25 protein-coding genes are annotated in these 25791 nt (G+C 36.3%); 15 read left to right on the top strand and 10 right to left on the bottom strand.

Features of this window, described 5'->3' with window-relative positions:
• Positions 1 to 11: 11 nt before the first annotated feature.
• Entirely contained in the window at positions 12 to 713 is a 702-nt protein-coding gene (locus MKL33_RS20505) for an HAD family hydrolase (RefSeq protein WP_005804827.1), read from the bottom strand.
• Positions 710 to 1423 carry a bifunctional 2-polyprenyl-6-hydroxyphenol methylase/3-demethylubiquinol 3-O-methyltransferase UbiG gene (gene ubiG / locus MKL33_RS20500; protein WP_005804826.1) on the bottom strand — a complete coding sequence of 238 codons (714 nt, stop codon included), beginning with the start codon at positions 1421 to 1423 and terminating at the stop codon, positions 710 to 712. The genes MKL33_RS20505 and ubiG overlap by 4 nt, the downstream gene beginning before the upstream one ends.
• Before the next feature lie 180 nt (positions 1424 to 1603).
• Between ubiG and MKL33_RS20495 the strand changes: the two genes are divergently transcribed.
• Complete coding sequence (locus MKL33_RS20495; RefSeq protein WP_005804825.1) at positions 1604 to 2221, top strand: thiol:disulfide interchange protein DsbA/DsbL; 618 nt, start codon at positions 1604 to 1606, stop codon at positions 2219 to 2221.
• A gap of 82 nt (positions 2222 to 2303) precedes the next feature.
• On the opposite strand, the gene MKL33_RS20490 is transcribed toward MKL33_RS20495, so the two are convergent.
• Both MKL33_RS20490 and MKL33_RS20485 read right to left on the bottom strand, forming a co-directional pair.
• The gene (locus tag MKL33_RS20490) at positions 2304 to 2951 is read right to left on the bottom strand and encodes a TetR/AcrR family transcriptional regulator (RefSeq protein ID WP_002120773.1); all 648 of its coding nucleotides are present in this window, start codon (positions 2949 to 2951) and stop codon (positions 2304 to 2306) included.
• A gap of 137 nt (positions 2952 to 3088) precedes the next feature.
• Positions 3089 to 3727 carry a TetR family transcriptional regulator gene (locus MKL33_RS20485; RefSeq protein WP_002120796.1) on the bottom strand — a complete coding sequence of 213 codons (639 nt, stop codon included), beginning with the start codon at positions 3725 to 3727 and terminating at the stop codon, positions 3089 to 3091.
• A gap of 173 nt (positions 3728 to 3900) precedes the next feature.
• Here MKL33_RS20485 and MKL33_RS20480 point away from each other — a divergent pair, with 173 nt between their 5' ends.
• From MKL33_RS20480 to MKL33_RS20455, 6 genes are all read left to right on the top strand, one after another.
• Complete coding sequence (locus MKL33_RS20480; protein WP_262467957.1) at positions 3901 to 4926, top strand: ferredoxin reductase; 1026 nt, start codon at positions 3901 to 3903, stop codon at positions 4924 to 4926.
• 30 nt (positions 4927 to 4956) lie between these two features.
• The gene (locus tag MKL33_RS20475; protein WP_270907639.1) at positions 4957 to 6099 is read left to right on the top strand and encodes a fatty acid desaturase family protein; all 1143 of its coding nucleotides are present in this window, start codon (positions 4957 to 4959) and stop codon (positions 6097 to 6099) included.
• Between the two features lie 159 nt (positions 6100 to 6258).
• Complete coding sequence (gene rph / locus MKL33_RS20470; RefSeq protein WP_002120794.1) at positions 6259 to 6975, top strand: ribonuclease PH; 717 nt, start codon at positions 6259 to 6261, stop codon at positions 6973 to 6975.
• A gap of 133 nt (positions 6976 to 7108) precedes the next feature.
• Positions 7109 to 7243, top strand: a complete 135-nt coding sequence (locus tag MKL33_RS20465) for a hypothetical protein (protein WP_255787789.1) — start codon at positions 7109 to 7111, stop codon at positions 7241 to 7243.
• Positions 7244 to 7263: 20 nt separating this feature from the next.
• Positions 7264 to 9432, top strand: a complete 2169-nt coding sequence (locus MKL33_RS20460; protein ID WP_270907632.1) for a phosphocholine-specific phospholipase C — start codon at positions 7264 to 7266, stop codon at positions 9430 to 9432.
• Between the two features lie 433 nt (positions 9433 to 9865).
• On the top strand, positions 9866 to 10033 hold the full coding sequence (locus MKL33_RS20455; protein WP_000938939.1) for an ABZJ_00068 family colistin stress protein: 168 nt from the start codon (positions 9866 to 9868) through the stop codon (positions 10031 to 10033).
• Here MKL33_RS20455 and nadC read toward each other — a convergent pair.
• Positions 10030 to 10875, bottom strand: a complete 846-nt coding sequence (gene nadC, locus MKL33_RS20450; protein ID WP_005804819.1) for a carboxylating nicotinate-nucleotide diphosphorylase — start codon at positions 10873 to 10875, stop codon at positions 10030 to 10032. The genes MKL33_RS20455 and nadC overlap by 4 nt on opposite strands.
• Before the next feature lie 171 nt (positions 10876 to 11046).
• Between nadC and ampD the strand changes: the two genes are divergently transcribed.
• Together ampD and murJ are read left to right on the top strand one after the other, a co-directional pair.
• Complete coding sequence (ampD, locus tag MKL33_RS20445) at positions 11047 to 11616, top strand: 1,6-anhydro-N-acetylmuramyl-L-alanine amidase AmpD (RefSeq protein WP_270907631.1); 570 nt, start codon at positions 11047 to 11049, stop codon at positions 11614 to 11616.
• Positions 11617 to 11688: 72 nt separating this feature from the next.
• Positions 11689 to 13239 carry a murein biosynthesis integral membrane protein MurJ gene (gene murJ / locus MKL33_RS20440; RefSeq protein WP_171061948.1) on the top strand — a complete coding sequence of 517 codons (1551 nt, stop codon included), beginning with the start codon at positions 11689 to 11691 and terminating at the stop codon, positions 13237 to 13239.
• A gap of 48 nt (positions 13240 to 13287) precedes the next feature.
• On the opposite strand, the gene MKL33_RS20435 is transcribed toward murJ, so the two are convergent.
• From MKL33_RS20435 to MKL33_RS20415, 5 genes are all read right to left on the bottom strand, one after another.
• The gene (locus tag MKL33_RS20435; RefSeq protein ID WP_002120725.1) at positions 13288 to 13983 is read right to left on the bottom strand and encodes an FKBP-type peptidyl-prolyl cis-trans isomerase; all 696 of its coding nucleotides are present in this window, start codon (positions 13981 to 13983) and stop codon (positions 13288 to 13290) included.
• A 50-nt stretch (positions 13984 to 14033) separates the two neighbouring features.
• Positions 14034 to 14756 (bottom strand): FKBP-type peptidyl-prolyl cis-trans isomerase, encoded by a 723-nt coding sequence (locus MKL33_RS20430; protein ID WP_000030404.1) that lies wholly within the window; start codon positions 14754 to 14756, stop codon positions 14034 to 14036.
• 192 nt (positions 14757 to 14948) lie between these two features.
• Positions 14949 to 17144, bottom strand: coding sequence for a polysaccharide biosynthesis tyrosine autokinase (locus MKL33_RS20425; RefSeq protein WP_270907630.1), 2196 nt, complete (start codon positions 17142 to 17144; stop codon positions 14949 to 14951).
• A 21-nt stretch (positions 17145 to 17165) separates the two neighbouring features.
• Entirely contained in the window at positions 17166 to 17594 is a 429-nt protein-coding gene (locus MKL33_RS20420) for a low molecular weight protein-tyrosine-phosphatase (RefSeq protein ID WP_002050525.1), read from the bottom strand.
• 1 nt (position 17595) lies between these two features.
• Positions 17596 to 18738 (bottom strand): polysaccharide biosynthesis/export family protein, encoded by a 1143-nt coding sequence (locus MKL33_RS20415; protein ID WP_001190673.1) that lies wholly within the window; start codon positions 18736 to 18738, stop codon positions 17596 to 17598.
• A gap of 162 nt (positions 18739 to 18900) precedes the next feature.
• On the opposite strand from MKL33_RS20415, the gene tviB reads away from it, so the two are divergent.
• The 6 genes from tviB to MKL33_RS20385 are packed head-to-tail and all read left to right on the top strand — an operon-like array spanning position 18901 to position 25790.
• Complete coding sequence (tviB, locus tag MKL33_RS20410; protein ID WP_270907629.1) at positions 18901 to 20178, top strand: Vi polysaccharide biosynthesis UDP-N-acetylglucosamine C-6 dehydrogenase TviB; 1278 nt, start codon at positions 18901 to 18903, stop codon at positions 20176 to 20178.
• A 2-nt stretch (positions 20179 to 20180) separates the two neighbouring features.
• Positions 20181 to 21470: an oligosaccharide flippase family protein gene (locus tag MKL33_RS20405; RefSeq protein ID WP_000242923.1), complete on the top strand. Its 1290-nt coding sequence runs from the start codon at positions 20181 to 20183 to the stop codon at positions 21468 to 21470.
• Positions 21470 to 22417, top strand: a complete 948-nt coding sequence (locus MKL33_RS20400) for a glycosyltransferase family 2 protein (RefSeq protein ID WP_140953688.1) — start codon at positions 21470 to 21472, stop codon at positions 22415 to 22417. The genes MKL33_RS20405 and MKL33_RS20400 overlap by 1 nt, the downstream gene beginning before the upstream one ends.
• A gap of 6 nt (positions 22418 to 22423) precedes the next feature.
• A complete protein-coding gene (gene wzy, locus MKL33_RS20395) occupies positions 22424 to 23806 on the top strand; it encodes an O-antigen polysaccharide polymerase Wzy (protein ID WP_000367709.1) in 1383 nt (460 codons plus the stop codon).
• 4 nt (positions 23807 to 23810) lie between these two features.
• Positions 23811 to 24752 carry a glycosyltransferase family 2 protein gene (locus MKL33_RS20390; RefSeq protein WP_000142497.1) on the top strand — a complete coding sequence of 314 codons (942 nt, stop codon included), beginning with the start codon at positions 23811 to 23813 and terminating at the stop codon, positions 24750 to 24752.
• A 3-nt stretch (positions 24753 to 24755) separates the two neighbouring features.
• Positions 24756 to 25790: a glycosyltransferase family 4 protein gene (locus MKL33_RS20385; RefSeq protein ID WP_270907628.1), complete on the top strand. Its 1035-nt coding sequence runs from the start codon at positions 24756 to 24758 to the stop codon at positions 25788 to 25790.
• The last annotated feature ends 1 nt before the right edge of the window (position 25791 follow it).

The raw sequence follows: 25791 nt of genomic DNA, 5'->3' as shown, positions 1-25791 counted from the left end.
AAACTCTGATGTTAACTTATCATACGCTGATTTTCCTGTAGAGCAGGAAGCTTTTGACGTAACATATCGTGTAATTCTGTCACTGTATTTACAATCGAATCGGCCTGCCATGATGCTAAATCATCACGGTGTTCGATAGGTAAATAGCCATAAGCTGCCAAGATGGTATACATATCGGCATTGCGACCAGCATCAATATCACGTGGGTGGTCGCCCACATAAATAATTTGATCTGCTGGGATATTTAACTGTTTAGCAGCCAAATACATTGGTTCAGGATCTGGTTTGGTTTTACTGACATCTTCAGGGCATACCAGAACCGCACAGCGTTCTGTTAGATTTAACTTTTCTAAAAGAGATTCACTTAATCCGCGTGGTTTGTTGGTCACAATACCCCATGGGATTTGTGCAGCTTCTAACTCTTCTAAGAGTGGATACATGCCTTCAAACAGATCTGTATCAACCACAATATTATTGCCGTACAGATCTAAAAAGTTTTGACGATGTGCCAAGAAAATTGGATTGGCTACATCCAACTCTGGATAGACCAATTTCACCATCGCACGTGCACCTTCAGAAACCTGAGTGCGAATAAGATCGGCTTCTACAACAGGGCGTCTTGCATCACGGCACATTTGCTGAATAATACGAATGAAATCCGCAGCTGTATCGATAAGCGTACCGTCTAAATCAAATAAAACAGCTTTCATCATGCACCTGTATTAATCGTATGAACCATATAGTTAACGTCAACATTTGGCGCTAACCAGTAATGCTTGGTCAGTGGGTTGTAATGTAGTCCAGTCATTTCTTTTAACGTAAGACCTGCATTACGAATATCATGTGCCATTTCAGATGGTCGAATAAATTTATGATAATCATGCGTACCTTTTGGCAACATGCGTAGGACGTACTCTGCACCAATAATGGCAAATAAATAAGATTTTGGGTTACGGTTAATGGTCGAGAAGAACACATGGCCGCCCGGTTTAACCAGAGCCTGACAAGCTTTTACAATAGATGCTGGATCTGGAACGTGTTCCATCATTTCCATACAAGTCACCACGTCATATTGACCAGCCTGTTCTTGTGCTAATTCCTCTACAGGAATTTGACGATATTCAATATTTTGAACATTTTCTTGCTGAGCATGTAAACGGCCGACAGCTAGAGGTGCTTCACCCATATCGATACCTAATACATCTGCGCCACGACGTGCCATGCTTTCGGCCAAAATACCGCCACCACAGCCGACATCAAGTACTTTTTTACCAGCAAGACCGCCTGCACGTTCATCAATCCAGTTAAGACGTAGTGGATTGATCTGGTGAAGTGGGCGAAATTCAGAATGTTGATCCCACCATTTGGCAGCAAGTGCTTCAAACTTTGCGATTTCTTGTAAATCAACATTCAATTGCGACATGGTGCTACCTCTAAACTTGAGTTATCTTTTTGGATGTAGTTCGCCGTTAGTGTAGCGATTATTGGGAAAAAAGCGATAAACCCAATAAAAAACTTCACAGAAGCAAAACGAATTTAGCATATTTGTTTTATATTTAGGGCATAAGCTAATGCATAACAACTTAGAGGAAAAGCTGTAGCAATGAAAAAATTGGTTTTGGGTGGTTTGAGTGCAGCAATTATGGCCGTATCGGGTGGTGCAATGGCAGCAGATTTTGTTGCTGGTAAAGACTACACCGTGATTGCCAATCCAGGCAAAGTGGAAGTTCCGGGGAAAATCGAAGTTCGAGAGTTCTTTTGGTATGGATGTCCACACTGTTTCAAACTTGAACCGCATATGCAAACGTGGTTAAAGCAGATTCCTAAAGATGTACGTTTTGTGCGTACACCAGCTGCAATGAATAAAATGTGGGAACAAGGGGCGCGTACATATTATACATCTGAGGCATTAGGTGTACGTAAGCGCACGCATTTACCACTGTTCCATGCGATTCAGGTGAACGGTCAACAAATTTTTGATCAGGCTTCTGCTGCGAAATTTTTTACTCGTTATGGCGTACCTGAGCAGAAATTTAATAGTACTTACAACTCGTTTGCAGTAACTGCGAAAGTTGCCGAGTCAAATAAACTTGCTCAACAATACCAATTAACAGGCGTACCTGCAGTTGTCGTGAATGGTAAATATGTCGTGCAGGGTGAAGATGGTAAAGTCACTCAAGTTCTTAATTATTTAATTGAGAAAGAACGTAAAGCAAAATAAGTTGTTTAGGCTTTACTTCAAAAAAATGGGCTTCATGTGAAGCCCATTTTTATATTTAGTTAATTATCACGAAATAATTCAATTAATTTTGCTGATTTTCATCTTCAATCTGAAAATTTAAAACATCAAAATTAGCTGTTTGAGTCGGCAGTGATAATGCCTGATTAATATATAAATTAATTAATTTTTGGCGAGAACCAATCGAACGCTGGTAATAAGTAGAATTTAAAAGCAGTGATGCACCATAAGTCAGTGACCAGATATAAGACAAATAGTCACGAATTGACATATCATAATTCAATGATTTTAAATAATTTTCTGTAATATCTTTAATTGCCAAAATACGCTGTTGGCGAATTTCATAAAGCTCTTCGAAAAGATGCTTCAACTTAGACTCTGTCATCGTCAGATTTTCTTCAAGTTGATGCAATAGAATCGTTTTCCCTGGTGCAAGTAAATGATGAAGCATGTAATGAGGAGCATATTCTTTGAAATCTGTATTATATTTTTTAGAAATTTCTAAAATTTGCTTTTCATTTTGAATAATGAGCTCAAGTAGAAGCTCATTTTTACTTCTAAAATGCTTATAAAGTGTGCCTTTAGCAATATCTAGCTCGGCCACTAACTCATCTAGAGTAATTTCCTGATTGTTTTCTAATAACAACTTTTCTGCCACGCTCAGAATTTTTTCTTTACGCATCAAAAACTGTGTATGACGATCAAGATTCATAGGTATTCCCACACCAGTTTGGCCTAACTAATAGTTTACTTCCTGTAAAAAGAAAAAGACTTTTCTCGAAATTTTTAGCCTTTTTCTTTCTCTCTTTACGTATTACCACATAACCTGTTTTTTGTCATTTGCCGCTTCTATCGTTCCCAGTTTGCAATCCCTCTAAACAGTAAGCGAACTTGTGTAGAAGCATTTTCAATAAAGGCAGTTTGTTGCAGCTTGAGCTGTTCACCTTGATATTGTTTCGATAGGTTGAGCCACGTCATTGCCCATGTAAATGACATATTAGTCAAAATGGTAGATAAGACATTTAAGTCTTGAGGATTTTGAATATGTTTAAAATTTTCGAGTTTAGTAAGATCAGTTGTGAGATCTTCAATCAAAAATTCGATTTCTCGGGCAATTGCTGCACGAACCGTTTCTGAACCTCCCCAACGTTCAGCAATCATAAATTGCCATTGCTTAGGGCTATGATTTACTGCCTGCACAAATAGCTCAATACTGGTTTGGGTTTTAGCAGATTTATGTTGTAAGTAACTTTGTCCAAGTTGATGTAAAACACTTTTTAAATGTAGGGCAACTTGATCGACCAATTCCTTGCCCAGCTCATCCATGTCCTGAAAATGGCGGTAGAACGCTGTCGGTACTAAACCTACTTCACGTGCAACTTCACGCAAACTGATACTACTGAACGAACGCCCAGACGTGCTTAGATGCAAGGCTGCATCGAGAAGTGCCTGACGACTTTGCTGTTTTCGTTCATCCCGTATCGACATTAAAAGAACCTATTTAAACCGTGAGCCAAAGTCTAACAAAAAAGAGCAAACTTTCATAAAAAAAATAGTGAACAAGTGTTGACTGAGTGAACAATTATAAATATAGTGTACATATGTTCACTATACGAACATGTGTTCACTCAAATAAATAGCCAGAAACAAAAGAGGAACGTATGAACGCAACACTTAGCTATCAGCCACATTGGGTTCGAGAAGATTTCGTTGATTTTGTCTTGCAGAAAATTAACGTGACTTGGGCGTGGAAAAGGGTACTTGCAGAAGTTACTGCAGTTCAGCCACTTCATACCGATATGGTGCTCATTAGACTTAAACCAAATCGTAATTTTAATTTCGATCGAGTTTTTGCGGGTCAAAGTATCCTGCTGACTTTACTTATCGATGGCGTTTACCAACAACGTAGTTACTCGATTATTGAAGTGACAACGCAAGGTGAAATTGCTTTAGGCATTAAAGTACAAGGTTTGGTGTCTCGTACAGCTCAACTATTACATGTGGGCGAGTGTGTGGAGATTTCACAGCCACAAGGTGATTTTATTTTGCACCAAGGTCAGCATCCTGCGATTTTGATTGCGTCAGGAAGTGGCATTACTGCAATTTATTCACTCTTGCAGCAAGCTTTGAAACAGCAGCTTGAACAAATTCATGTCATTTATTTTAATCGTGCGGAAATTTTTCATGCTGAATTAAAGGCTTTGGCAGAACAGCACCCACAGCTTCAATATCACTTTTTTAATACCACCGAGCAAAAACAGCATTTAACTGAAAGCTTACTGCAAAAGCTGGTTCCAGATTTTGAGCAGACAGCAACTTATGTTTGTGGTCATCATGGCATGATGCAGAAAGCCAATGAAATTTATGCACAAAAAGGTGCTCAGTCGCAGCTTCATCAAGAGTATTTTCAGCCACTTCAAGTGACTGGTACACATGCAGCACAGCCTGTTATTTTCCGCCGTGCTCAACACGAGTTTTTAGCTGAAACAAATTTACTGAGCAGTGCAGAGCAAGCTGGTTTACGCCCACAACATGGTTGCCGTATGGGTGTCTGCAATAAATGCAGCTGTACCAAGGTAAGCGGAGTTACTCAAAACCTATTAACTGGTGAAATTGAAGATCAACCGAACCGCCCAATTAAACTATGCGTGAGCCAGGCATTAAGCCCAGTCACAATTGATCTATAAAAAGAATTAAAGAGGATTAACCCTATGAATATGGCATTAGAATTTTCTATTGTTTCTAAATCTGCTCATTTAACACCTGAACAGACTGAAGAGTTTGGTCGCCGTGTTGAGCAGATTCGCCAAGACGTGATGCAAAGCCTTGGTGAACAAGACGCGAAATATATCTACAAAGTGCGTAATTTTGTTCGCTACACCGAAATCGCTTCACGTGGCATGTTGATGTTTGGTGGTTGGATTCCGCCAGTCTGGCTACTAGGCACAGGCTTATTAGGTATTTCTAAAATTGTAGAAAATATGGAACTTGGTCATAACGTCATGCACGGTCAGTTTGACTGGTTAAATGAACCAAGCCTGAACGGTAATACTTACGATTGGGATACCATTGCATCGGGTGATGACTGGCGTGAAACACATAACTATGTGCACCACACCTATACCAATATTGTCGGTAAAGACCATGATGTCGGTTATGGTATTTTGCGAGTAAGTGATCAACAGAAGTGGGAACCCCGCCACCTGTTTAATATTCCTCTAGGTCTACAGTTAATGTTTTTCTTTGAGTGGTATGTAGGCGTGCAAAACTTACATCTTGAAGATGCATTAGTTTATAAAACCAAGAGCTGGAAACAGGTTTGGACAGATTCGGCTAAAGTCCGTAAAAAAGCCACACGCCAAGTTTTAAAAGACTATGTGTTTTTCCCTGTGATCTCTGGCCCTATGTTTTTACCAGTTTTTGTAGGAAATGTAGTTGCGAATATTATTCGTAACTTGTGGTCATCTGCGGTGATTTTTAATGGTCACTTTACTGAAAATGCAGAAACGTTTGAGCCTGATAATACTGATACCGAAACTAAGGCCGAGTGGTACTTACGCCAGATTCGTGGTTCAAGTAATTTTAGTGGTACAGAATGGCTACATTTTATGAGTGGTAACTTAAGCCATCAGATTGAGCATCATTTATTTCCAGATATGCCAGCTAACCGCTATAAAGAAGTAGCACCGAAAATTAAGGCACTTTGCGCAGAATATGGCATTCACTATAACGAGGCGAACTTTATGCGCCAGTTCTGGAGTGTATGGGTACGTTTAGCGAAATGTTCACTGCCAAACCATACCACTGGAAAAGTAATGCAGACATTAGAAAAGTTAAAAGCAAAATTCAAATTTGCGTAATCTCAGTTAATTAAAAATAGCTCTTTTTTAGGGGCTATTTTTATTTTTGAGTTATGAAACTTGCAGACTTACATTTGAAAGTAGGGAATAAACTCAACCTGTCAAAATCCTTTGCTATACTATGCCCAAGTTTGTATTTAAGAGAAGTTAGGAAGGATTATGCGTATTGACCAACGTGCATTAGACCAATTACGTGAAGTGAAAATTACACGAAACTACACCCGTTATGCTGAAGGTTCTGTGCTGGTCGAATTTGGTCACACCAAAGTCCTCTGTACTGCAAGCATTGATAACTCAGTGCCACGCTTTTTAAAAGGCCAAGGCCAAGGCTGGGTAACGGCAGAATATGGCATGTTACCGCGTTCAACACATTCACGTTGTGACCGTGAAGCGGCTCGTGGTAAACAAACTGGTCGTACTCAAGAAATCCAACGTTTGATTGGCCGTAGCTTACGTGCGATGGTTGATTTGAAAAAGCTTGGTGAAAACACGATTACCATCGACTGTGACGTGATTCAGGCTGATGGTGGTACGCGTACTGCTTCAATCACTGGTGCTGCTGTAGCATTAGTTGATGCGATGAATGTTCTATTGTCTCAAAAGAAAATTAAGCATGATCCGCTTAAAGGGCTGGTTGCTGCAATTTCTGTCGGTATGTATCAAGACGAAGTGTTGCTTGATCTTTGCTATGAAGAAGACTCGAACTGTCAAACTGACTTAAATGTAGTAATGACACAAGCGGGCGAGTTTATTGAAATTCAAGGTACTGCCGAAGACAAACCGTTTACCCGCGCTCAAAGCAATGCCATGTTAGAAATGGCTGAAAAAGGGATTGCTGAGCTCATTAAAAAGCAACAAGAAGCTTTAGGCTGGTAATTTTACGCTTTCTGAAAAACGCATCTTCGGATGCGTTTTTTTATGCCTTCATCAAATCGACATAAAAACATCACTTGCCTGTCACTTTTACGCTTTATTAGTAGTTCGCATTTAAACCGTTTGGAAAAAACCAATGCGAAAACTTTCACTTTTATTAATTACCTCTTTAGCACTCATGCTCAGTGCTTGTAACGATGATAACGACTCAGATAATTCATCGCCAACAACACCGCCCACCAGTAATTGCAAAATGCACTGTGCACCATAATAAGAACTAGGATAGAACTAATGAATCGTCGTGAATTTCTTTTAAACTCTACAAAAACCATGTTTGGGACAGCTGCTTTAGCGAGTTTCCCGCTGAGTATTCAAAAAGCTTTAGCTATTGATGCCAAAGTTGAAAGTGGAACTATTCAAGATGTTAAACACATCGTGATTTTGACTCAGGAAAACCGTTCTTTCGATAATTATTTCGGAACATTAAAAGGTGTACGTGGTTTTGGTGATCGTTTTACGATTCCAATGACGGAAAGCCGAAAGGTTTGGGAACAATATGATGCGAATAAAAAGAAAGTATTGCCTTACCATCTCGACAGTCGTTTAGGAAATGCTCAGCGTGTTTCAGGTACACCACACTCATGGTCTGATGGCCAAGCAGCTTGGGACAATGGCCGTATGAGTGATTGGGTCGCTTATAAAAAACCACAGTCGATGGGCTACTATAAAAAACAAGAAGTCGAATATCAGTTTGCTTTAGCGAATGCTTTTACCATTTGTGATGCTTACCACTGTGCTATGCATGCTGGGACCAACCCAAACCGTAAGTTTATTTGGACTGGAACTAATGGTCCTACAGGTGCAGGTGTTGCGAGTGTTGTAAATGAATTTGATGGGATTGGGGCATCAACAGAAGGTTATGAATGGACGACGTATCCTGAGCGCTTACAGCAGGCTGGCGTAACATGGAAAGTCTATCAAAATATGCCAGATAACTTTACCGATAACCCGTTAGCTGGTTTCAAACAGTATCGCCGTGCAAATGAGCAATCTGGTCAACCTGTCAGTAACGACACACTAACGTGTCCAGCATACGATGAAAAGATTGATGCGACCCAACCACTTTATAAAGGTATTGCCAATACCATGCCGGACGGTGGTTTTTTAGGAACTTTTAAAGCTGATATTGCCCAAGGTAAATTACCGCAGGTGAGTTGGTTGGTCGCTCCTGCAACTTACAGTGAACATCCGGGGCCATCTAGTCCTGTACAAGGTGCTTGGTATATTCAGGAAGTATTAAATGCATTAACTGAGAACCCTGAGCTGTGGAGCCAAACCGTTTTATTGGTGAACTTCGATGAAAATGACGGTTTCTTTGACCATGTCCCTTCACCAAGTGCACCGTCTAAAGATGTAAACGGTGTTGTATATGGAAAAACCACTTTAAACGATCAGCAAGTGTCTTATGAGTACTTTAACCATCCAGCAGTAGCGACTTCAAAATCTCAACCTCAGCCAGATGGTCGAGTGTATGGACCAGGTGTACGAGTTCCAATGTATGTGATTTCGCCGTGGAGCCGTGGAGGATGGGTAAATTCTCAAGTCTTTGACCATACTTCTATTTTACAGTTCTTGGAAAAACGCTTTGGTGTGCAAGAACCTAACATTAGCCCTTACCGCCGTGCTGTATGTGGTGATTTAACAACGGCATTTAATTTTAAAACACCGAATGTTCTGCCTGTTGCTGAACTAGATGGGAAGAAAACCAAAGCCGAAGCCGATGCGATTCGTGTTGCTCAAGCTTTATTGCCACAAGTTCCTGTTCCAAGCCAGCAGCAATTTCCTCAGCAGGAAATGGGAATTAGGCCATCACGTGCTTTGCCATATATTTTGCACACCAGTGCCAAAGTCGATGTCACTCAAAAAACGGTTAAGCTGATGTTCTCTAATACGGGTAAACAGGCAGCCGTTTTCCATGTCTATAACCGATTAGATCTTACGGCTATTCCACGTCGTTATATGGTTGAGGCGGGTAAACAGCTCGATGATGTATGGAATGCTACAAATGGGCAGTACGATTTGTGGGTGCTTGGACCAAATGGTTTCCACCGTGCGTTTAAAGGTAATTTGAGTCAAGCTAACCAGACTCAAGCATTACCGGAAATTAGAGTGTGTGTAGAAGAATGTGATGCGAATTTGTATCTAAAAGTGCGTCATGATGGTAATAAGTCAGTCAAGCTCAACGTCAAAGCAAATGCTTATCTTTCAAACAAGATATGGACGATAGAAACCAATAGTTCTGAAAAAGAACTAGTTTGGGATATGTCTGAATTTGGGGGGTGGTATGACTTCACTGTGACTTTAGCTGATGACGCTACGTTTAGTCGTCGTTTTGCAGGACGTATTGAAACTCAAGAAGATTCAATTTCTGATCCTTATATGGGTTATCTAGAGTCTTAGGTTGGTAAGTTATTTCCCTTAATGTAGGTATTGAAATTTATTCCTCATTAACTGGTGCTAAAAGTCATCTGCAACCTGTCTATAATCTATAAGGATCTTATTTTTGCAACAAAATAGGATAGAGGATGAAAGTGGGCAGGTTTTGCAGATGACAATGCCTTTGGTTACTTTGGGCAAAACCAAAGTAACAGAATGGGCTGTTGGCAAAAAATTCTAAGCGATAAGACTCTGTCGCGTAGGAAAAGAGATATCCATGTCACGATAGTAAATAAAGGGAGTTATGCGGTTGATATAAAATATTATGTGGGAATATGCTGTCGTATAGATGAATAATAAAAATAAAGACTTACCTTTTGTAACAGAATCTCCTAAGCCTGGTCATATTTATCTTTTACCTTGAAACCCTGAATTTTTAAAGTAATGGGGAAAATTTATGCTACAAGGTTTTATTGTATTATTAGCAGTAGTTACATTTGTTCTAATGGCTGCCGATCCACGTGATAGTGGGGCACAAGCGACTCAGTCAGCGTGGCAAAAAACACAAGCGGCAGACATGACCAAGTCGCAAAAAAACACTAATAATGACGCAGATTTTATCTAAGCATTAAAACGCATAGATAAATCAACAGCTCTAACGTCTTTAGTTAGGACGCCCATAGAAATATAGTCAACGCCAGTGGTGGCAACTTCACGCAAGTTTTCAATAGTGATATTGCCAGATGCTTCGAGTTTACAGCGGCCCGCCACATGTTTTACGGCATCAATCATTTGCTGTTGACTGAAGTTATCGAGCATGACAATGTCCGCCCCAGCTTCAAGTGCTTGGTTTAGTTCATCCCAAGTTTCAACTTCGACTTCAACAGGTTTGCCCGGTGCAATTTGATGTGCTTTGGCAATTGCCTGAGCAATACCACCCGCTGCCATAATATGGTTTTCTTTAATTAAGAACGCATCAAATAAACCAAGACGATGGTTTTGTCCACCGCCAATAGCAACAGCATATTTTTGTGCAATACGTAAGCCTGGTAAAGTTTTACGTGTATCGAGAAGTTTTGTATTTAAACCTTCAAGATGCTGAACATATTCAGCAGTTTTTGTAGCAACAGCAGACAAAGTTTGAATAAAGTTTAAAGCAGGGCGCTCTACAGTAAGTAAGCTACGTGCAGAACCTGCAAGTTTTAAAAATGCTTCGTTTGCAGCAACACGTTCACCTTCTTGTTTTAGCCAAGTCACTTGAACAGTATTGTCATAAGCTGAGATGAGCGCATTAACCCACGGTTGTCCAGCTAAAACCATATCTTCGCGGCTAATAATGGTTGCAGTGGCTTGCTCATCTTCAGGTGTGAGCATCGCGGTAATGTCACCGTCCCCAATATCTTCTTGTAATGCTTGTTGAATATTGATTTGAATTGATTGTTCAAGCAAAGACTGAGGTATGCTCATACGGTTTCCATTTTGTCGATGACCCTAAAACTTGCGATATATTAGCACCGTCGACCTGAAAAATAAGCTGTTTTATGAGATTAATCGCGATAAACAATCGCATTTACTACTTTGAAAAGCACATAACTGTTTTAAACTAAAACAATTGGCAAGCAATTTATTGGCGTCTCAATGAAGCAAATCACACCGTATGAAGTTATAGATGGACAATTAAAAGGGGCGAGACAAATCCCTTCTCCAAATTTTAACCAGCGTCCGACTGGCACCGAAATTCAAATGATTGTGGTTCATAATATTAGTTTGCCGCCGTCTCAATTTGGAGGTGGCTATATTGAGCAGTTTTTTCAAAATAATTTAGATTGGTCAGTTCATCCTTATTTTCAGACTATTGAAGGCATGCAGGTTTCTACACATCTGTTAATTTTACGTACAGGTGAAGTCCTACAGTTTGTTAACTTTAACGAGAGAGCATGGCATGCAGGGCGTTCAAGTTATTTAGCTAAAGTAGAATGCAATGATTATTCAATTGGTATAGAACTTGAAGGAAGTGATGATTTACCTTTTGAAGACGTACAATATGAAGTGCTAACTGACGTTGTTACCGCTATCCGTCAGGCTTATCCTGACATTAAAAACCATATTGCAGGGCATTCAGACATTGCACCGGGCCGAAAAACCGATCCGGGGCCTTATTTTAAATGGCAACACTTTAGACAACTGTTAGCACAGAAAAAAACTTGAGTTCATTCATCATTTCACAACGAAAAGATTTTCTAGTTTCATTACAATAGCGTCTTTCGAATATAGCTGTAGGTGAGTGCGATGGCATTGTGGCGATCGACTTTTATTGTCAGTGCAATGACGATGTTGTCACGAGTGTTAGGGCTCGTGCGTGACGTCGTATTGCTCAACGTGTTTGGTGCAGGTAAAGATTTTGATACCTTCGTCGTTGCTTTTCGTATTCCCAACTTCTTTCGACGACTATTTGCCGAAGGCGCCTTTTCTCAGGCCTTTATCCCAGTCTTAACTGAATATAAAACGGGTCGAGCACACGCTGAAGTACAGATCTTAATTAGTCGGGTATTTGGCTGTTTGCTAACAGTTATGACCTTACTCACTTTTGTGGCTATGGTTTTAGCACCTGCAATCATCTATATGTACGCACCGGGCTTCCACAGTGATCCGGAAAAGTTCGATTTAGCCGTCAGCATGTTCCGTTTGACTATTCCATATTTAATGTTTATGTCGCTCACGGCTTTTGCCAGCAGCATCTTAAATAGTTATGGCTCGTTTGCCTCACCAGCTTTTTCGCCAGTTTTGTTAAATGTAGCGATGATTGCAGGAGCGTGGTGGCTTACGCCGTATATGGCTGAGCCAATCAAAGCATTAGGCTGGTCAGTTGTTGCAGCTGGGGTATTACAGTTAGCGATACAAATTCCTGAATTGTGGCGTAAAAACTTACTGATTCCACCTAAAGTTGATTTTAAACATGAGGGTGTAGAGCGTATTTTAAAATTAATGCTTCCAGCATTATTTGGTGTATCTGTGACTCAGATTAACCTATTGCTAAATACGATTTGGGCATCTTTCATGCAAGATGGTTCAGTGTCTTGGCTATATAGTGCCGAACGTATGACTGAGCTACCTTTAGGTTTAATTGGGGTTGCGATTGGTACAGTAATTTTGCCTTCACTTTCTGCCCGTCATGCAGAGCAGGATCAAGCAAAGTTCCGCGGTATGATCGACTGGGCTGCAAAAGTCATTGTATTGGTAGGGTTGCCGGCAAGTATTGCTTTATTTATGCTTTCAACACCGATTATTCAAGCATTATTCCAGCGTGGTGAGTTTGATTTACGTGATACACAAATGACAGCTCTAGCATTGCAATGTATGAGTGCAGGTGTAATTTCTTTCATGCTCATTAAAGTATTTGCACCTGGTTTCTATGCACAACAAGACACAAAAACACCAGTGCGCGTAGGCTTAATGTCGGTCGCAGCTAATGCAATTTTAAACGTTGTATTTATTGGCTTCTTTAAGCTTATTGATTGGCATGCAGAACATATGGCACTTGCACTAGCATCTTCAGGTTCAGCGTTAGTGAATGCCGGTCTACTCTACTTCTATTTGCACAAGCGTAATATTTTCCGATTTGGTTCACATTGGAAGAAATTAGGACTTCAATATGGTTTAGCGAACCTTGCTATGATTGCAGCGCTTTGGTTTGGGCTCAATTGGTATAACGGAGAGCTTTCACAGTGGTTACGTGTTGCCGAAGTCGTAGGGCTATGTGTAGTTGGGATAATTGCTTACCTGATCGGTTTAATCCTTACGGGTTTTCGACCTAGAGATTTAAAACACTAAAAATAAAAAAAGCGATCTAAAATGATCGCTTTTTTTATACTAATACATTTATTTTGGCAAAACTTGCAGCAATTCGATATCGAAAATTAAAGTACTATTCGGACCAATCGTGTCACCTGCACCGACTTCACCGTAAGCGAGATTTGCAGGAATAAAGAAACGTGTTTTACCGCCTTCTTTCATGGTTTGTAGACCTTCAGTCCAGCCTGCAATCACTTGGCTGAGTTGAAACTCAACTGGATGATTACGTGCGATTGAGCTGTCAAACACAGTTCCGTCAAGTAAACGGCCTTCATAATTTACTTTAACACGTGATACAGCTTTCGGTTTTTTACCTGTACCTTCTTTTAATACTTGGTATTGGAGACCTGATTTAGTCGTGATTACACCCGATTTTTTTGCATTATCAGCAAGGAACGCAGCACCTGCTTGAGCATTTTGTTGACCTACTTTTTGAAATTCAACAAGCTGCTTAGCTTCTAAAGTTTTTTTATAATCATTAATCGCTTTCGCCATTTCTTCGTCAGTTAAGCGTGCGGTTTTGTTCTGAGCACCTTCTTGTAAACCTTGATAAAAAATATCAAGATTTAGATCTGTTAAAGCATCAGTATTATTACGGCCCATTAAATAGCCATAGCTATAGCTAAATTGTTCTTTCGCCGGGCTTTTATTTGTAATAGGTGCAGCAGCAAAAACAGATAAACTCATCGTTGATGTTGCAATAATTAAACCAATTTTTTTCATGCCGTTTTCCAAAAAAAAAGGAGAGTACTGTTTTACTCTCCTGAATGTTTTTATTTCACTGAAATGAGTTCTACATCAAAAATCAGCGTACTGTTTGCTGGAATACCAGGAAGTTCCTGAGGACCATAAGCAAGATTAGATGGAATAAAGAACGTCGCTTTGCCGCCTTCTTTCATGAGCTGAAGCCCTTCAGTCCAACCCGGAATGACCTGATTAAGCGGGAATTCTACTGGTTGACCACGCTTATAAGAACTATCGAAAACCTGTCCATTAATTAAGCGACCTTCATAATGTACTTTGACAACAGACTGAGCAGTTGGCTGTTTACCAGTACCTTCTTTAGTAATGATATATTGCAAACCTGATGCAGTGGTTTTTACGCCAGCTTTCGTTTTGTTTTCTGCAAGGAACTGTGCATCTGCAGAGTCAGTAGCTGTACCCGCTTGCTCAGGCTTATCTTGATGCTGCATTTTTTGTTGTAACTCTTTTTCATAAGCAGCAACGGCAGCTTTTAAATCTTCTTGAGTATAAGCACTAGGCTGCTTATTACGCGCATCATGGATCCCTTGAACAAATGCTTTGGTATCCAGTTCAGGAGGAGTTTGCTGAGCAACTTCATACCCAAGAACGTAACTGATTTTTTGAATTGGAGAAGCATTTTTGTCTGCTTTACGTCCGACTTCTGTGGTCGGATGTTGAGTTGCATAATATACAGGTACAAGTGCAGCACCGCCTAAAACTACAGCGACAGCAATGGGTAAGGCTTTACTCATAAAAGGTTCCAAAAATAATCATTTGAGTCTAAAAGGCTGCTTCGATCTTAGCATGCTTCGACTTAAGCATAGAATGTTTAAGAAAAAAAACGAGTGGTTTTTTATATATTTTAGTTAGTTTTAATGTGGCAAAACTTAAAAAGCAAATAAAAAAACCGGATCATTTGATCCGGTTTTTATGAAGAGTTTTAATTAGTCTTCTTTTTGTGCCTTATAGGCATAAGCATAGTTATAACCATACCCACCCCCACTAGAGCGTTGAATATCGTTAAGGATAAAGCCATTCACCTTAACACCGGCTTGTTCAAAACGGTTAACGGTTAATTCAAGCTCTTTCATATGTGACTTAGCATAACGGGCAACGATTAAGTTTACACCAGTATACTGAGAAATAATAATACCATCAGTTACTGCAAGCACTGGTGGAGTATCAATAATGATATGGTCATATTGAGTCTGGAACTTCTCTAGTAAGTCTTTGAACTGGGTAGAGCTCAACATTTCTGAAGGGTTGGTTGGACTCTTACCACGGGTAATCACATCAAGATTTGTAACTTGTGTTTTATGTAATACTTGTGACAAATCAGCCTGCCCACTTAGTAATTCAGAAAGACCAGGTTTCACGTCAACATCGAAGTATTTATGCATATAACCACGGCGCATATCGGCATCAATCAGTAATACACGTTTATTCCCTTGTGCGAAAATAGTCGCTAAGTTAGTTGAAATAAATGATTTACCGACTTCTGGAGACGGGCCAGCAATCATAATAATATTATTTTTTGCTGAGGTTAAAGCGAAGTGAATGGCTGTACGAATACTACGCAAACTTTCAATCGCAATATCATCACTACTTTTAACTGCCAAAATAGGAATACTCTTTTTCTTTTTCAAGATATTCATACGAGTTTCTTGAATAGGAGAACGAGGTACAGTCGCATAAACTGGTAAATCTAATTCATTTTCAATTTGAGTTGAATCATTAACTCCGCTACGCATCATATTACGTAATAATGCAATTAATACACCGATAAAACCACCAACAAAAATAGAAAGTATTAGAACAATTAATTTCTTAGGTTTAATAGGTTTAACAGGTTCTACAGCAGTATCAATAATGCGAACATTACCAATCTCACCTGCATTAGCAATTTTAAGCTGTTGATAACTGTTTAGTAACGACGTATAGAGCTCTGTGTTTACTTTTACATCACGATATAGTTGTAAATATAAACGTTGTGTTTCAGGAAGTTGAGTTAAACGATTATTAAGATCAGCAATCTTTTTATTAATCTCTGTAATTTGTGCATCGATTTGACGGATTAATGGATGATCATTGGTATATTTAGCAGAAAGCTCAGCTTGTTTCTGTTGTAGCTCGATTTTAAGCTTTTCTAAATCAATATTTTGCTTAAGTAATAGCTCCGACTCAGCATTTACATCGACTGTTTTATACTTTTCACGAAATTGGTTAAACTTGATCTCAGAATCTTCTAGCTGCTTTCGAAGCTCTGGTAATTGTTTCTCAAGAAAAGCTAAAGTTTGTTTAGATTCTAAAGACTTTCGCTCAATGTTTTGTTGGTGATAAACAGTTAGAACATTATTTAGTACTTGTGTAATGTGCTCAGGATCTTGACCTAGATAATTTAAACCAATAACACCAGTCACTTTACCTTTTTCAGCAACACTATAGATATCATTAAAATTTTTAACGGCTGTTGGTAGAGCGAGTTTAGTTAAAGTATAGCTTTGTTCTTTCAGGTTACCTTGAGCATTAAGTTGTACCTGCCAAAGACCTCTATTTGTATTTAGTATATTTTTTTTGTTTAATTGACCATTAAATACAACTTGATCTTTGTATGTTAAAGTGAATTGATTTGCACCTTTGAACTCTAACTTTAAGGGTTTATCTAAATAATATTCAGGTACTTTAAGTTCTCGTATAATCAAATTATTATTTTGATTACTGTACAGTACAGATTCATGACGATACTCAAGTCTACTCTTATCTTGTGAAATTAACTTGTCGATCAATCCTGATTGGTTATCTTTGACGTTAATATCAAGATTAAGGTTCTGGATGACTTGTCCTAAAACCATTCTAGAACGAAGAATCTCTATTTCTGGATCAGCTGGTGATTTTTGAGATAGACCTCCACTGACTTTAGAAAGGTCACCAAGCAAAGCAGCAGAGGCAGCGCCTTTACTGTCCTCAACTTGTACCATTGCATCTACAGAATAAGTATCTGGCGTTATCCGTAAGTATAGCAAGGCACAAATTAAACTTAAGACCACGCAGCATGCTATGATTTTCCACTGTGCAATCAATGAAAAGAATAACTCTTTTAAATCGATGCTATCTTCGCTAGTTTTAGAGTTTTGGTTCATAAATTTACAACTAATATACAATTATAATTGAGTGCGCCAATCTTGCACATAGCTTTGAATGTTGCGGCAAGTCTGATCAAAAAAAGCTTGGTCATGCTGATAGGGGTCAGGTATATTTTGCCCTTGCCAATGGCCAAGCCTAAAAATTTTACCCTTAGCAAATGGCCAAGTTTGTTCAATATGCTTTTGCTGATTATTGCTCATTACTAAAATCAAATCATTTTGTTTGATCAATTCAGCACTGAGCTGGCGAGCCACGTGTGGTCTCATATCAATATTCAACTGATCCATACAATGAATCGCTTTGTCATCTGCAGTATGACCTACTAGGGCTGAAATACCAGCAGATGAGATATTTAATGTAGGATGTTGGGCCTTTAAAAAGTATTCTGCCATTGGACTGCGGCAAATATTACCTACACAGACTACTAAGATATTTTGTAACTGCATTCTAGTTTTTACCCAATTGATCAAAGGTATAAAGTGCACTTGAGAATGGTACAATCTGGTTCATAATACGCTGCCAGCGTGTTAAACCAGTTGCATCAATATAAACAATATCATTTTTTTGCATTTGGAATTGATTAGATAATGCAAGGTTACCAATACTACTCAAATTGAGCTGATAGATTGTTGATCTTTTTGTTTGTAAATCTGTACGCATGACATAAATACGAGCTGCACTTGCCGAGTATGGATTAACACCTTCACTCTCGCCCAATACATCACTTAGGGTCATTCCCTGATCTCGTAATGGAATTGCTGAACTTTTATTAGACTCACCCATAACATAGAGTTTTTGATTTTGTTTAGTATTTACATAAATTGTATCATTGGGTTGGACTAATAATTTGTGTAGTGAATAACCTTGTTTCTCAAGTGCAACGACATTTAAATTATAAACTTCGCCATTACGAATGAGTTGAATATCAGTATTATCACCAGACTCTTGATTTACACCTCCAGCCATACTTAAGGCTGTATAAATACTAATTGGTTGATCATCTAAAGTGTATTGTCCACTTTTCATAACCTGACCATTAACAAAATAGCGTTTAGCTTGATATGACAACACGCGAACTACAACATCAGGTGTTTTTAAATACTTAGCAAATTGACTTCGTAAATATTTATTGGTCTCAGCCAGTGTTTTCCCTGCAATGTGAACTTGGCCTACAAGTGGTAACTGTACATTTCCTGCAGAATCAATAGGGTATCCAAATGCTTTAATATCAGTAGAGGCACCTTGAATAGGAGGAGTAATTTCAGGATAAGCCCAAAGCTGAATAGATAAAACATCCCCAGCACTTAAGCGGTATTGATAAAAAGGAGTATTAAATAAGGCGCTTATATTTCCTTGTGGACGCAAAGCCTCAGAACTAATCTTTGGAATATTGTTTTGGGTGAGTTGAACAACAGAAACCTCTGCGCCTTGTTCTGTTTTAAAAGTACCTTGTTCAGGTAAGTCGTAAGTTTGTAAGCCTGAGGTGACTGCACATCCTGTAAACGAAAGTGAAATGGCTAAAAATAATAATGTGCTTTGGTGCTTCACATTCAAACCCTTTATTGTTTGTAATCCAATGATACTTTGCATGAAAACATTGGATTGTAGTCTATAATTAACCCAAATCATACTTTATTTGCCAAGCAGTGATTGTATATTTCGAGAAAATTTTGTTTAAAGTCTGCTATATTAACGTAGTAGGTCGTATCCATGATGTTTCTCCATTTAAAATTAAATGGTTAGGTTTTATATATGTTTCAACTTGAGCAACTAAAAATAGCAATTATCGGCTTAGGGTATGTTGGATTACCTTTGGCAGTTGAATTTGGTAAACATAAACCTACAATCGGATTTGATATAAATGAAAATCGGGTATTAGAGTTAAAAAACGGATATGACCATACATTAGAAGTGACTTCTGATGAGTTAAAACACGTACAGCATTTGTCGTATACAGCACATATTCAAGACTTACAGAATATAAACTTTTTCATTGTCACTGTGCCAACACCCATTGACGATTTTAAACAACCTGACTTGACCCCTCTCATAAAAGCATCCCAAAGCATTGCTAAAGTTCTAAAAAAAGGCGATATCGTTGTTTATGAGTCAACGGTTTATCCTGGTGCGACAGAAGAGGTTTGTATACCCGAATTAGAAAAACATTCCGGTTTAAATTTTAATAAAGATTTCTTTGTTGGTTATAGTCCAGAACGTATTAATCCTGGTGATAAACAACGACGTGTCACTAATATTTTAAAAATTACCTCAGGTTCGACTCCAGAGGTCACTGACTATGTTGATCAAGTATATAATTTAATTATTGAGGCGGGTACACATAAGGCCCCGAGTATCAAAGTCGCTGAGGCTGCTAAAGTCATTGAAAATACACAAAGAGATGTGAATATTGCATTAATCAATGAGTTGGCTCTGATTTTTAATAAAATGGGTATCGATACAGAAGATGTACTCAAGGCAGCAGGTACAAAATGGAATTTTTTAAACTTTAGACCTGGTTTAGTTGGTGGTCATTGTATTGGTGTTGATCCGTATTATTTAACGCATAAAGCAGAGTCAATTGGTTTACATCCAGAAATTATTTTGGCAGCTCGTCGCTTAAATGATCGTATGGGTGAATATGTTGCAACCCAATTGATCAAAGAAATGGTAAAGAAACGTATCCAAGTTGTTGGTGCTCGTATATTAATTTTAGGTTTGAGTTTTAAAGAGAACTGCCCAGATATACGAAATACTAAGATTGTAGATATGGTTAAAGCACTAAAAGAATACGATTTAGATCTTGATATCTATGATCCTTGGGTAGATAGTGCTGAGGTTGAAGCAGAGTATGGGTTAGCTCCAATCATGGAATTAAAACAAGGTCGGTATGACGCTATCGTAATTGCAGTTGCACATGATCAGTTTAAGGTAATGAGTACTGAAGACTTTCATTCTTTAGGTAAAAAAAAGCATGTCCTTTATGATTTAAAGCATGTTCTTAATAAAGTAGATGCAGATTTAAGACTATAGCAATGGTATTGATTGGGAAGTTAAAGAACAAAGTATTTGCCAATTCTGTTTGGATGATGTCTGAAAAACTAATTTCAATTTTTGGTTTAATCTTTGTTACCTCATTTGTTGCAAAGTATATAGGTCCTGAAAACTTTGGAAAGCTAACCTTTGCAAGTTCAATTTTTGCCATCATTCAAACAATTGCAATGTTTGGATCGGAAAATATTATTTTTCAAAAAACATCTAAAAACAAAAAATTAGGTGAATATATAATTGATTCCACAAAAATAATTAGAGATATTCTGTATCTTGGCTTTTCATCACTTACATTGTTTTATATTTATTATGCTACTGATTATTTAACTTTTGTATTTTCACTTGCGACAAGTGTGGCGATTTATTTTGCTGTTCACGATGTATATTTAATATATTTTAATGCAATTTTGCAATCTAAAATAAATGCATATTGTAATATTTTAGCTTTGATTATTTCACTAATTATAAGATATTGTATCGCAAAATTTCAGTTAGCAATAGAGTTATTATGTATTCCGATAATAATGATTACCTTGGTACCTTTTTTTATTAGAAAGTATTTGTATGCACAGAAAAAAGTGAGTGAAAGTGATATTGTAGTAGAAAAATTTAAGCGTTATCGAAAATTTATGTTGGGTGTGGGGCGTAAACTTGCTTTCTACTCACTTTCAGTTGCAATTTTTACAAAAACATCGCAGTTATTTCTAGGTATTAAGTCCCAATATGATTTGGGTATTTATACTGTAGCAATGACATTGGGGAATAGTTTCTATTTTGTTTTGGTTGCAATAATTTCTTCATATTTTACACAAGTTTATGTTGAGAAGGATTTTGAAAAAAGCCAAAATATGGTTGCTAAGCTAAGTTTGGTTATCATTTTAATCTGTCTGTTAGTAATGGTTATTTTTTCTTTAACAGGACATTATATTATTGAATGGTTATATGGTAAGCAATATGCAAGTGTAAATAATATTCTAATATTTACAGTATTTGTTACGTTATTTTCAGGGCTTTCCACAATTGCGGAGAAGTATTTGTTGAAATTTAATGCATATGACTATTTGAAGAAAAAAACACTTTATTTAGTTGTCTTTAATATCATACTAACAGCTTTTTTTGTTCATTTTTGGGGTTTAAATGGTGCAGTTTTTGCCATTTTAACTACAGAAATTATGTCATTTTCTATATTTAATTATTTTTATAAAGATAGAATCATACTCGATGTTCAAAAGAGAATTTTTTTACCTTCCACTTATAGAAAAGAGTACAACTAATGATAATTTTAAGTATAATTGTTCCTATATATAAAGTAGAAGAATATATTGTTGAGTGTATTGAGAGTATATGTAATCAATTGATCAGTGGCGTAGAGATTATTTTGGTTAATGATGGTACGCCTGATAGATCTATGGCTTTAGCACGTAATTATATTGCTCAGAAATATCCTCATTTTGAAAAACAATTTGTTTTTATTGATCAAAAAAACCAAGGACAAAGCGTTGCTAGAAATAATGCATTAAAAATAGCAAAGGGTGAGTATGTTGGATTTTTGGATTCAGACGATTATTTATTACCAAACTATTTTTATGAATTAATAAAAGTTATAAATGAGAAAAAAGTAGAAATAATTCATTTTAATGCTAAACAATATGATATAGATAAAGGTTATGTTGAGAATATTTGTTTTGTTACACATAGTAAAATTTCAATAAATGATGAATCCTATAGAGAAAAGTTGTTTTTACAGTCTTATTGGTATCCTTGGTTAAGAGTTATCAAAAAAGACATTCTAAGTAAATTTGCTTTTGATATTAATGTGTATATGGAAGATAAGCTGTATTTTCCAAAAATTTATTACTTTGCAAATGGTCTAGAAATTTTTGAATTGCAAAAAGAACTTATTTGCTACAGACATAGAGAGGGTAGTTCAATTAGAAGTGGGTATCCAGCACCTCTTCTAAATGGAATTGACTTAGGGATAAAGAAATTTATACCAACAAATAAATATCCTCTTTATTCTATTATTTATAATCAATTTTTATCTCAAAAAATATCAATAATGATAGATAGAGGGCAAAGTTTGTCTACAGTCTATTCATTTGTTATTAGTGAGGAGGCAAATATTAAGCTAAATTATAGAGTTAGTTATAAGATTTTTTTGTTAAAGTATTTTCCTTTTATCTATCTAGTGTTATTAAAGTTAAAAAAGAAATGGGTGTGAAAGAATATGGATATGGTTTTTAAAAATAATAAAATAATAGCAACTGTAATTTTTTTAACATTTAATATTGTTTGTATTTTATTTTACTTTTTTGGAATTTTTAATGACTTAAGTGATAGCTTCTATCATAAGTTTTGTGAATTTTTATATATATTAAACTTTGCCCTAATCCCCTTTTTGTTTTATATTTATAGGGTGAAAATATTTTCTCCTCAAGGCTTGTTTTATATATCAAGTTGTTTGTTTGCTTTAGGTAGAGTTTTTTTAAGTTTTTTTGGTTTATATCGAGATTACTATGAATTGTATTGGGGGCAGCTTTTTTATTTTAATAATTTAGATTTTTTTGAGAGTTTAATTTTTTGGCAATTATCGTTATCTTCTTTTATATTAGGTAGCTTGATTTTTTCTACTCGGTTAGAGTTTAATATACAATTAAGCAATTTGAATTATAAAAAAACATTTTATATTTTAAACTTTTTAAGTGCAACTATACTTTTTATTTTATGGTTTCCAATATCTTATGAAATGATTTCAATGTTTATGGTAGCTGGTTATGAAGGGTTGTATACAGGTCAGGCGGATTATAGTTTTGGTGCTCAACGTATAGCAAGTTTACTTCTCCCTATAATGGTAGCAACCGGTGTTTTATGCAATAATAAAAGAAGTTTATATTTTTCTTTATTTATTCTGTTTTTGTATATATTAGTAAATCTATTTGTTGGTCAAAGAGCACTTTTATTTGTTTGGGTATTAATTTGTTTATGGATGTATAATTTAATAACAAAAAGAGATTTACCTTTTTTTAAAATTTCATTACTGGGTATTTCTTTAATGATTTTTGCACAATTTTTAGAAAGCTTTAGAGGAGGTCGAAGCGACTTTGGTTTAGAAAATCCTCTATCAAAATTTATTTATGTACAAAGTCTAACTTATATATTGCCATCAATAGTAAATAGTTTACATGCAGAATGGCCTCCATTGACTTATGTAACAATGTTTTTTCCTGTAGCTGGTTTGTTTTCATCGTTAGGTTTAGTGACAGGAAGCCAAAATTATAATTCAGGCGCTTTTTTTGCTTATACATTAAATAACTCTTTATTTGATAATGGGTTTGGTTTAGGGTGGTCTGTTTTTTTAGACTTGTATATTTTAAGTGGACGTAATTATTTGTTATTAAGTTTTTTTTCTTTTATATTAGGATTAGTTTTTTGTTATTTAATAGAAAAATCTAAAAAAAATGTATTGTTTTTATACGTATTATTGTCTTCGCTTCCTGCTTTTATGTTCGCACCACGGAGTTTGATGTATTCTATTAGTTCTGGTTTAATTTATTCATTTGTCTGTTTCCTCCTTATTTTTATTTTTGTTATTGTTATTAAAAAGAGATAGTTAAATGACTTTTGAGCAGCCTTTAATAAGTGTTTTGATTCCAGTTTACAATGTTGAAGCTTTTGTTAAAGAAGCAGTCTTTTCAATTTGTAATCAAACATATAAAAATATTGAAATAATAGTAGTTGATGACTGCTCTACTGATAATACATACAATATAGTTGCTGAATTAGCTATGATTGATCCAAGAATTAGACTTTATAAAAATGATAAAAACTTAAAAATAGTAAAAACTTTAAATTTCGCATTAGAACAGGCAAAAGGAGAATTCATTGCAAGAATGGATGGCGATGACATAAGTACGCCAGAAAGACTAGAAAAACAGTTAGAATTTTTGTTAAAAAATCCTCAATATTATTTAGTGGGTTGTCATGTTAATACTATAGACCCTAATAATAGAATAATTGGTAAGCAAGAAATGCCAATCAATGATAATATTATTAATAAAACAATAAAGTATAGTTCGCCAGTTCTACATATTTGGTTAGCTAAGCGAGAAGTCTATACTAAACTTAAAGGATATAGAGAAATTCCTGGTGCTGAAGACTATGATTTTTTATTAAGAATGCATTCATTAGGTTTACTCTTTACTAATCTAAATAGTTATGAATATTCAGTTCGTATTCGTGACGGGAATACTACCTCTACAATTGGTTTTAATCAGAGATTGATGTCAAATTATGTGCTTGATCTATATGAGATGAGGCTAAAAACTGGAAAAGATGATTTTAGTGAATTGAATGTTTCACAATATTTAGAAAAATATTCTAAATATAAAGCGGATTTTGATCAGTCAAATATTTTTTTAAAATCTGCATTTATGGCAAAGGCTGATAAAAAGTTTTTGAAAATGTTATTTTTTATAGGCTTATGCGTCATGAAATCCAGATTTCAATTGCAATATCTTTTAAAGCGATTGGTTTTTAAAATAATTACGATAGGCTAAGCTATGAAAATTCTTTTTGTAATTAATTCTTTAAAGAACAAATCTGGAACTGAACGTGTTGCTATTGAACTGGCAAACAAATTATCTCTCATGGCTAATTATGATGTTACTCTTTTAAACAGAGAGTCTGATAAAAGTAATACAGCTTATCCAGTTTCTGATAATGTAAATGTAGTGGCAATTTCAGGTAACTTCTTTGAATTTTATAAAAAATTAAAGATACATCTTTCTCTTCACTCTTATGATATTGTGATTGTACATAATATGGGTAAGTTATCTTTATTATGTACTCTTTTACCTAAAATCAAAAAATTGGTTACATTAGAGCATGTCTCTTTTGTTAGTCGTCCTAAAAAAGTTCAAGTCTTAAGTAAATTCTTTTACAAGTGGGTTGATCAGGTTGTTACCTTAACTCAAAAGGATAAAGAGCAATTTGATAAATTTCATTCTAAAGTTATTGTTATTCCCAATTTTTCACCCTTCCCTATTGTCTCAGAATCTCCGCTGAATAGTAAACAAATTGTAACGATAGGTCGTTTAACCGATCAGAAAAATTACCTTCATTTATTGAAAGCTTGGAAAAAAATATATCAAATGATACCAGAGTGGCACCTTAATATTTATGGTGAAGGTGAACACAAAAAAATGCTACAAGATTATATTGAGGAGAACTCTCTACAGCGCGTTATTTTGAAAGGCAGTACATCAAATGTGCAAGAGGTATATAGACAATCAGACTTTTTTGTAATGTCGTCTAAGTATGAAGGTTTACCTATGGTTTTAGTAGAGGCGCAGAGTTTCGGGTTACCTATTGTTTCTTATGATTGTCCTTTTGGACCAAGTGATGTTATTCAAAATCATAAAAATGGCTTGTTGGTTGAGAACCAAAATATTGAGGCATTGGCAGATGCGATTTTACAACTTGCTTCCTCTCCAGATATGTTGGCGCAATTCTCACAAAATTCATTGATCAATGCTAAAAAATATCAGCCTGAACAGATCTTAAAAGTTTGGATTGAAAAGGTTTTGGAAGGTTAAA

The sequence above is a fragment of the Acinetobacter sp. AOR43_HL genome, assembly GCF_027854635.1.
Lineage (GTDB): Bacteria > Pseudomonadota > Gammaproteobacteria > Pseudomonadales > Moraxellaceae > Acinetobacter > Acinetobacter pittii.
This window is presented reverse-complemented; position numbering and strand designations above follow the sequence as displayed.

Excerpts from the sequence above, each read along its gene's own strand:
- MKL33_RS20505 (WP_005804827.1), bottom strand. The coding sequence starts at position 713 with ATGATGAAAGCTGTTTTATTTGATTTAGACGGTACGCTTATCGATACA.
- MKL33_RS20405 (WP_000242923.1), top strand. The coding sequence starts at position 20,181 with ATGGTATTGATTGGGAAGTTAAAGAACAAAGTATTTGCCAATTCTGTT.
- nadC (WP_005804819.1), bottom strand. The coding sequence starts at position 10,875 with ATGAGCATACCTCAGTCTTTGCTTGAACAATCAATTCAAATCAATATT.
- MKL33_RS20495 (WP_005804825.1), top strand. The coding sequence starts at position 1,604 with ATGAAAAAATTGGTTTTGGGTGGTTTGAGTGCAGCAATTATGGCCGTA.
- MKL33_RS20490 (WP_002120773.1), bottom strand. The coding sequence starts at position 2,951 with ATGAATCTTGATCGTCATACACAGTTTTTGATGCGTAAAGAAAAAATT.
- MKL33_RS20480 (WP_262467957.1), top strand. The coding sequence starts at position 3,901 with ATGAACGCAACACTTAGCTATCAGCCACATTGGGTTCGAGAAGATTTC.
- MKL33_RS20455 (WP_000938939.1), top strand. The coding sequence starts at position 9,866 with ATGCTACAAGGTTTTATTGTATTATTAGCAGTAGTTACATTTGTTCTA.
- MKL33_RS20430 (WP_000030404.1), bottom strand. The coding sequence starts at position 14,756 with ATGAGTAAAGCCTTACCCATTGCTGTCGCTGTAGTTTTAGGCGGTGCT.
- MKL33_RS20390 (WP_000142497.1), top strand. The coding sequence starts at position 23,811 with ATGACTTTTGAGCAGCCTTTAATAAGTGTTTTGATTCCAGTTTACAAT.
- MKL33_RS20465 (WP_255787789.1), top strand. The coding sequence starts at position 7,109 with ATGCGAAAACTTTCACTTTTATTAATTACCTCTTTAGCACTCATGCTC.
- MKL33_RS20415 (WP_001190673.1), bottom strand. The coding sequence starts at position 18,738 with ATGCAAAGTATCATTGGATTACAAACAATAAAGGGTTTGAATGTGAAG.
- MKL33_RS20485 (WP_002120796.1), bottom strand. The coding sequence starts at position 3,727 with ATGTCGATACGGGATGAACGAAAACAGCAAAGTCGTCAGGCACTTCTC.
- MKL33_RS20425 (WP_270907630.1), bottom strand. The coding sequence starts at position 17,144 with ATGAACCAAAACTCTAAAACTAGCGAAGATAGCATCGATTTAAAAGAG.
- tviB (WP_270907629.1), top strand. The coding sequence starts at position 18,901 with ATGTTTCAACTTGAGCAACTAAAAATAGCAATTATCGGCTTAGGGTAT.
- wzy (WP_000367709.1), top strand. The coding sequence starts at position 22,424 with ATGGATATGGTTTTTAAAAATAATAAAATAATAGCAACTGTAATTTTT.
- MKL33_RS20400 (WP_140953688.1), top strand. The coding sequence starts at position 21,470 with ATGATAATTTTAAGTATAATTGTTCCTATATATAAAGTAGAAGAATAT.
- MKL33_RS20475 (WP_270907639.1), top strand. The coding sequence starts at position 4,957 with ATGGCATTAGAATTTTCTATTGTTTCTAAATCTGCTCATTTAACACCT.
- MKL33_RS20385 (WP_270907628.1), top strand. The coding sequence starts at position 24,756 with ATGAAAATTCTTTTTGTAATTAATTCTTTAAAGAACAAATCTGGAACT.
- MKL33_RS20420 (WP_002050525.1), bottom strand. The coding sequence starts at position 17,594 with ATGCAGTTACAAAATATCTTAGTAGTCTGTGTAGGTAATATTTGCCGC.
- MKL33_RS20460 (WP_270907632.1), top strand. The coding sequence starts at position 7,264 with ATGAATCGTCGTGAATTTCTTTTAAACTCTACAAAAACCATGTTTGGG.
- MKL33_RS20435 (WP_002120725.1), bottom strand. The coding sequence starts at position 13,983 with ATGAAAAAAATTGGTTTAATTATTGCAACATCAACGATGAGTTTATCT.
- ubiG (WP_005804826.1), bottom strand. The coding sequence starts at position 1,423 with ATGTCGCAATTGAATGTTGATTTACAAGAAATCGCAAAGTTTGAAGCA.
- ampD (WP_270907631.1), top strand. The coding sequence starts at position 11,047 with ATGAAGCAAATCACACCGTATGAAGTTATAGATGGACAATTAAAAGGG.
- rph (WP_002120794.1), top strand. The coding sequence starts at position 6,259 with ATGCGTATTGACCAACGTGCATTAGACCAATTACGTGAAGTGAAAATT.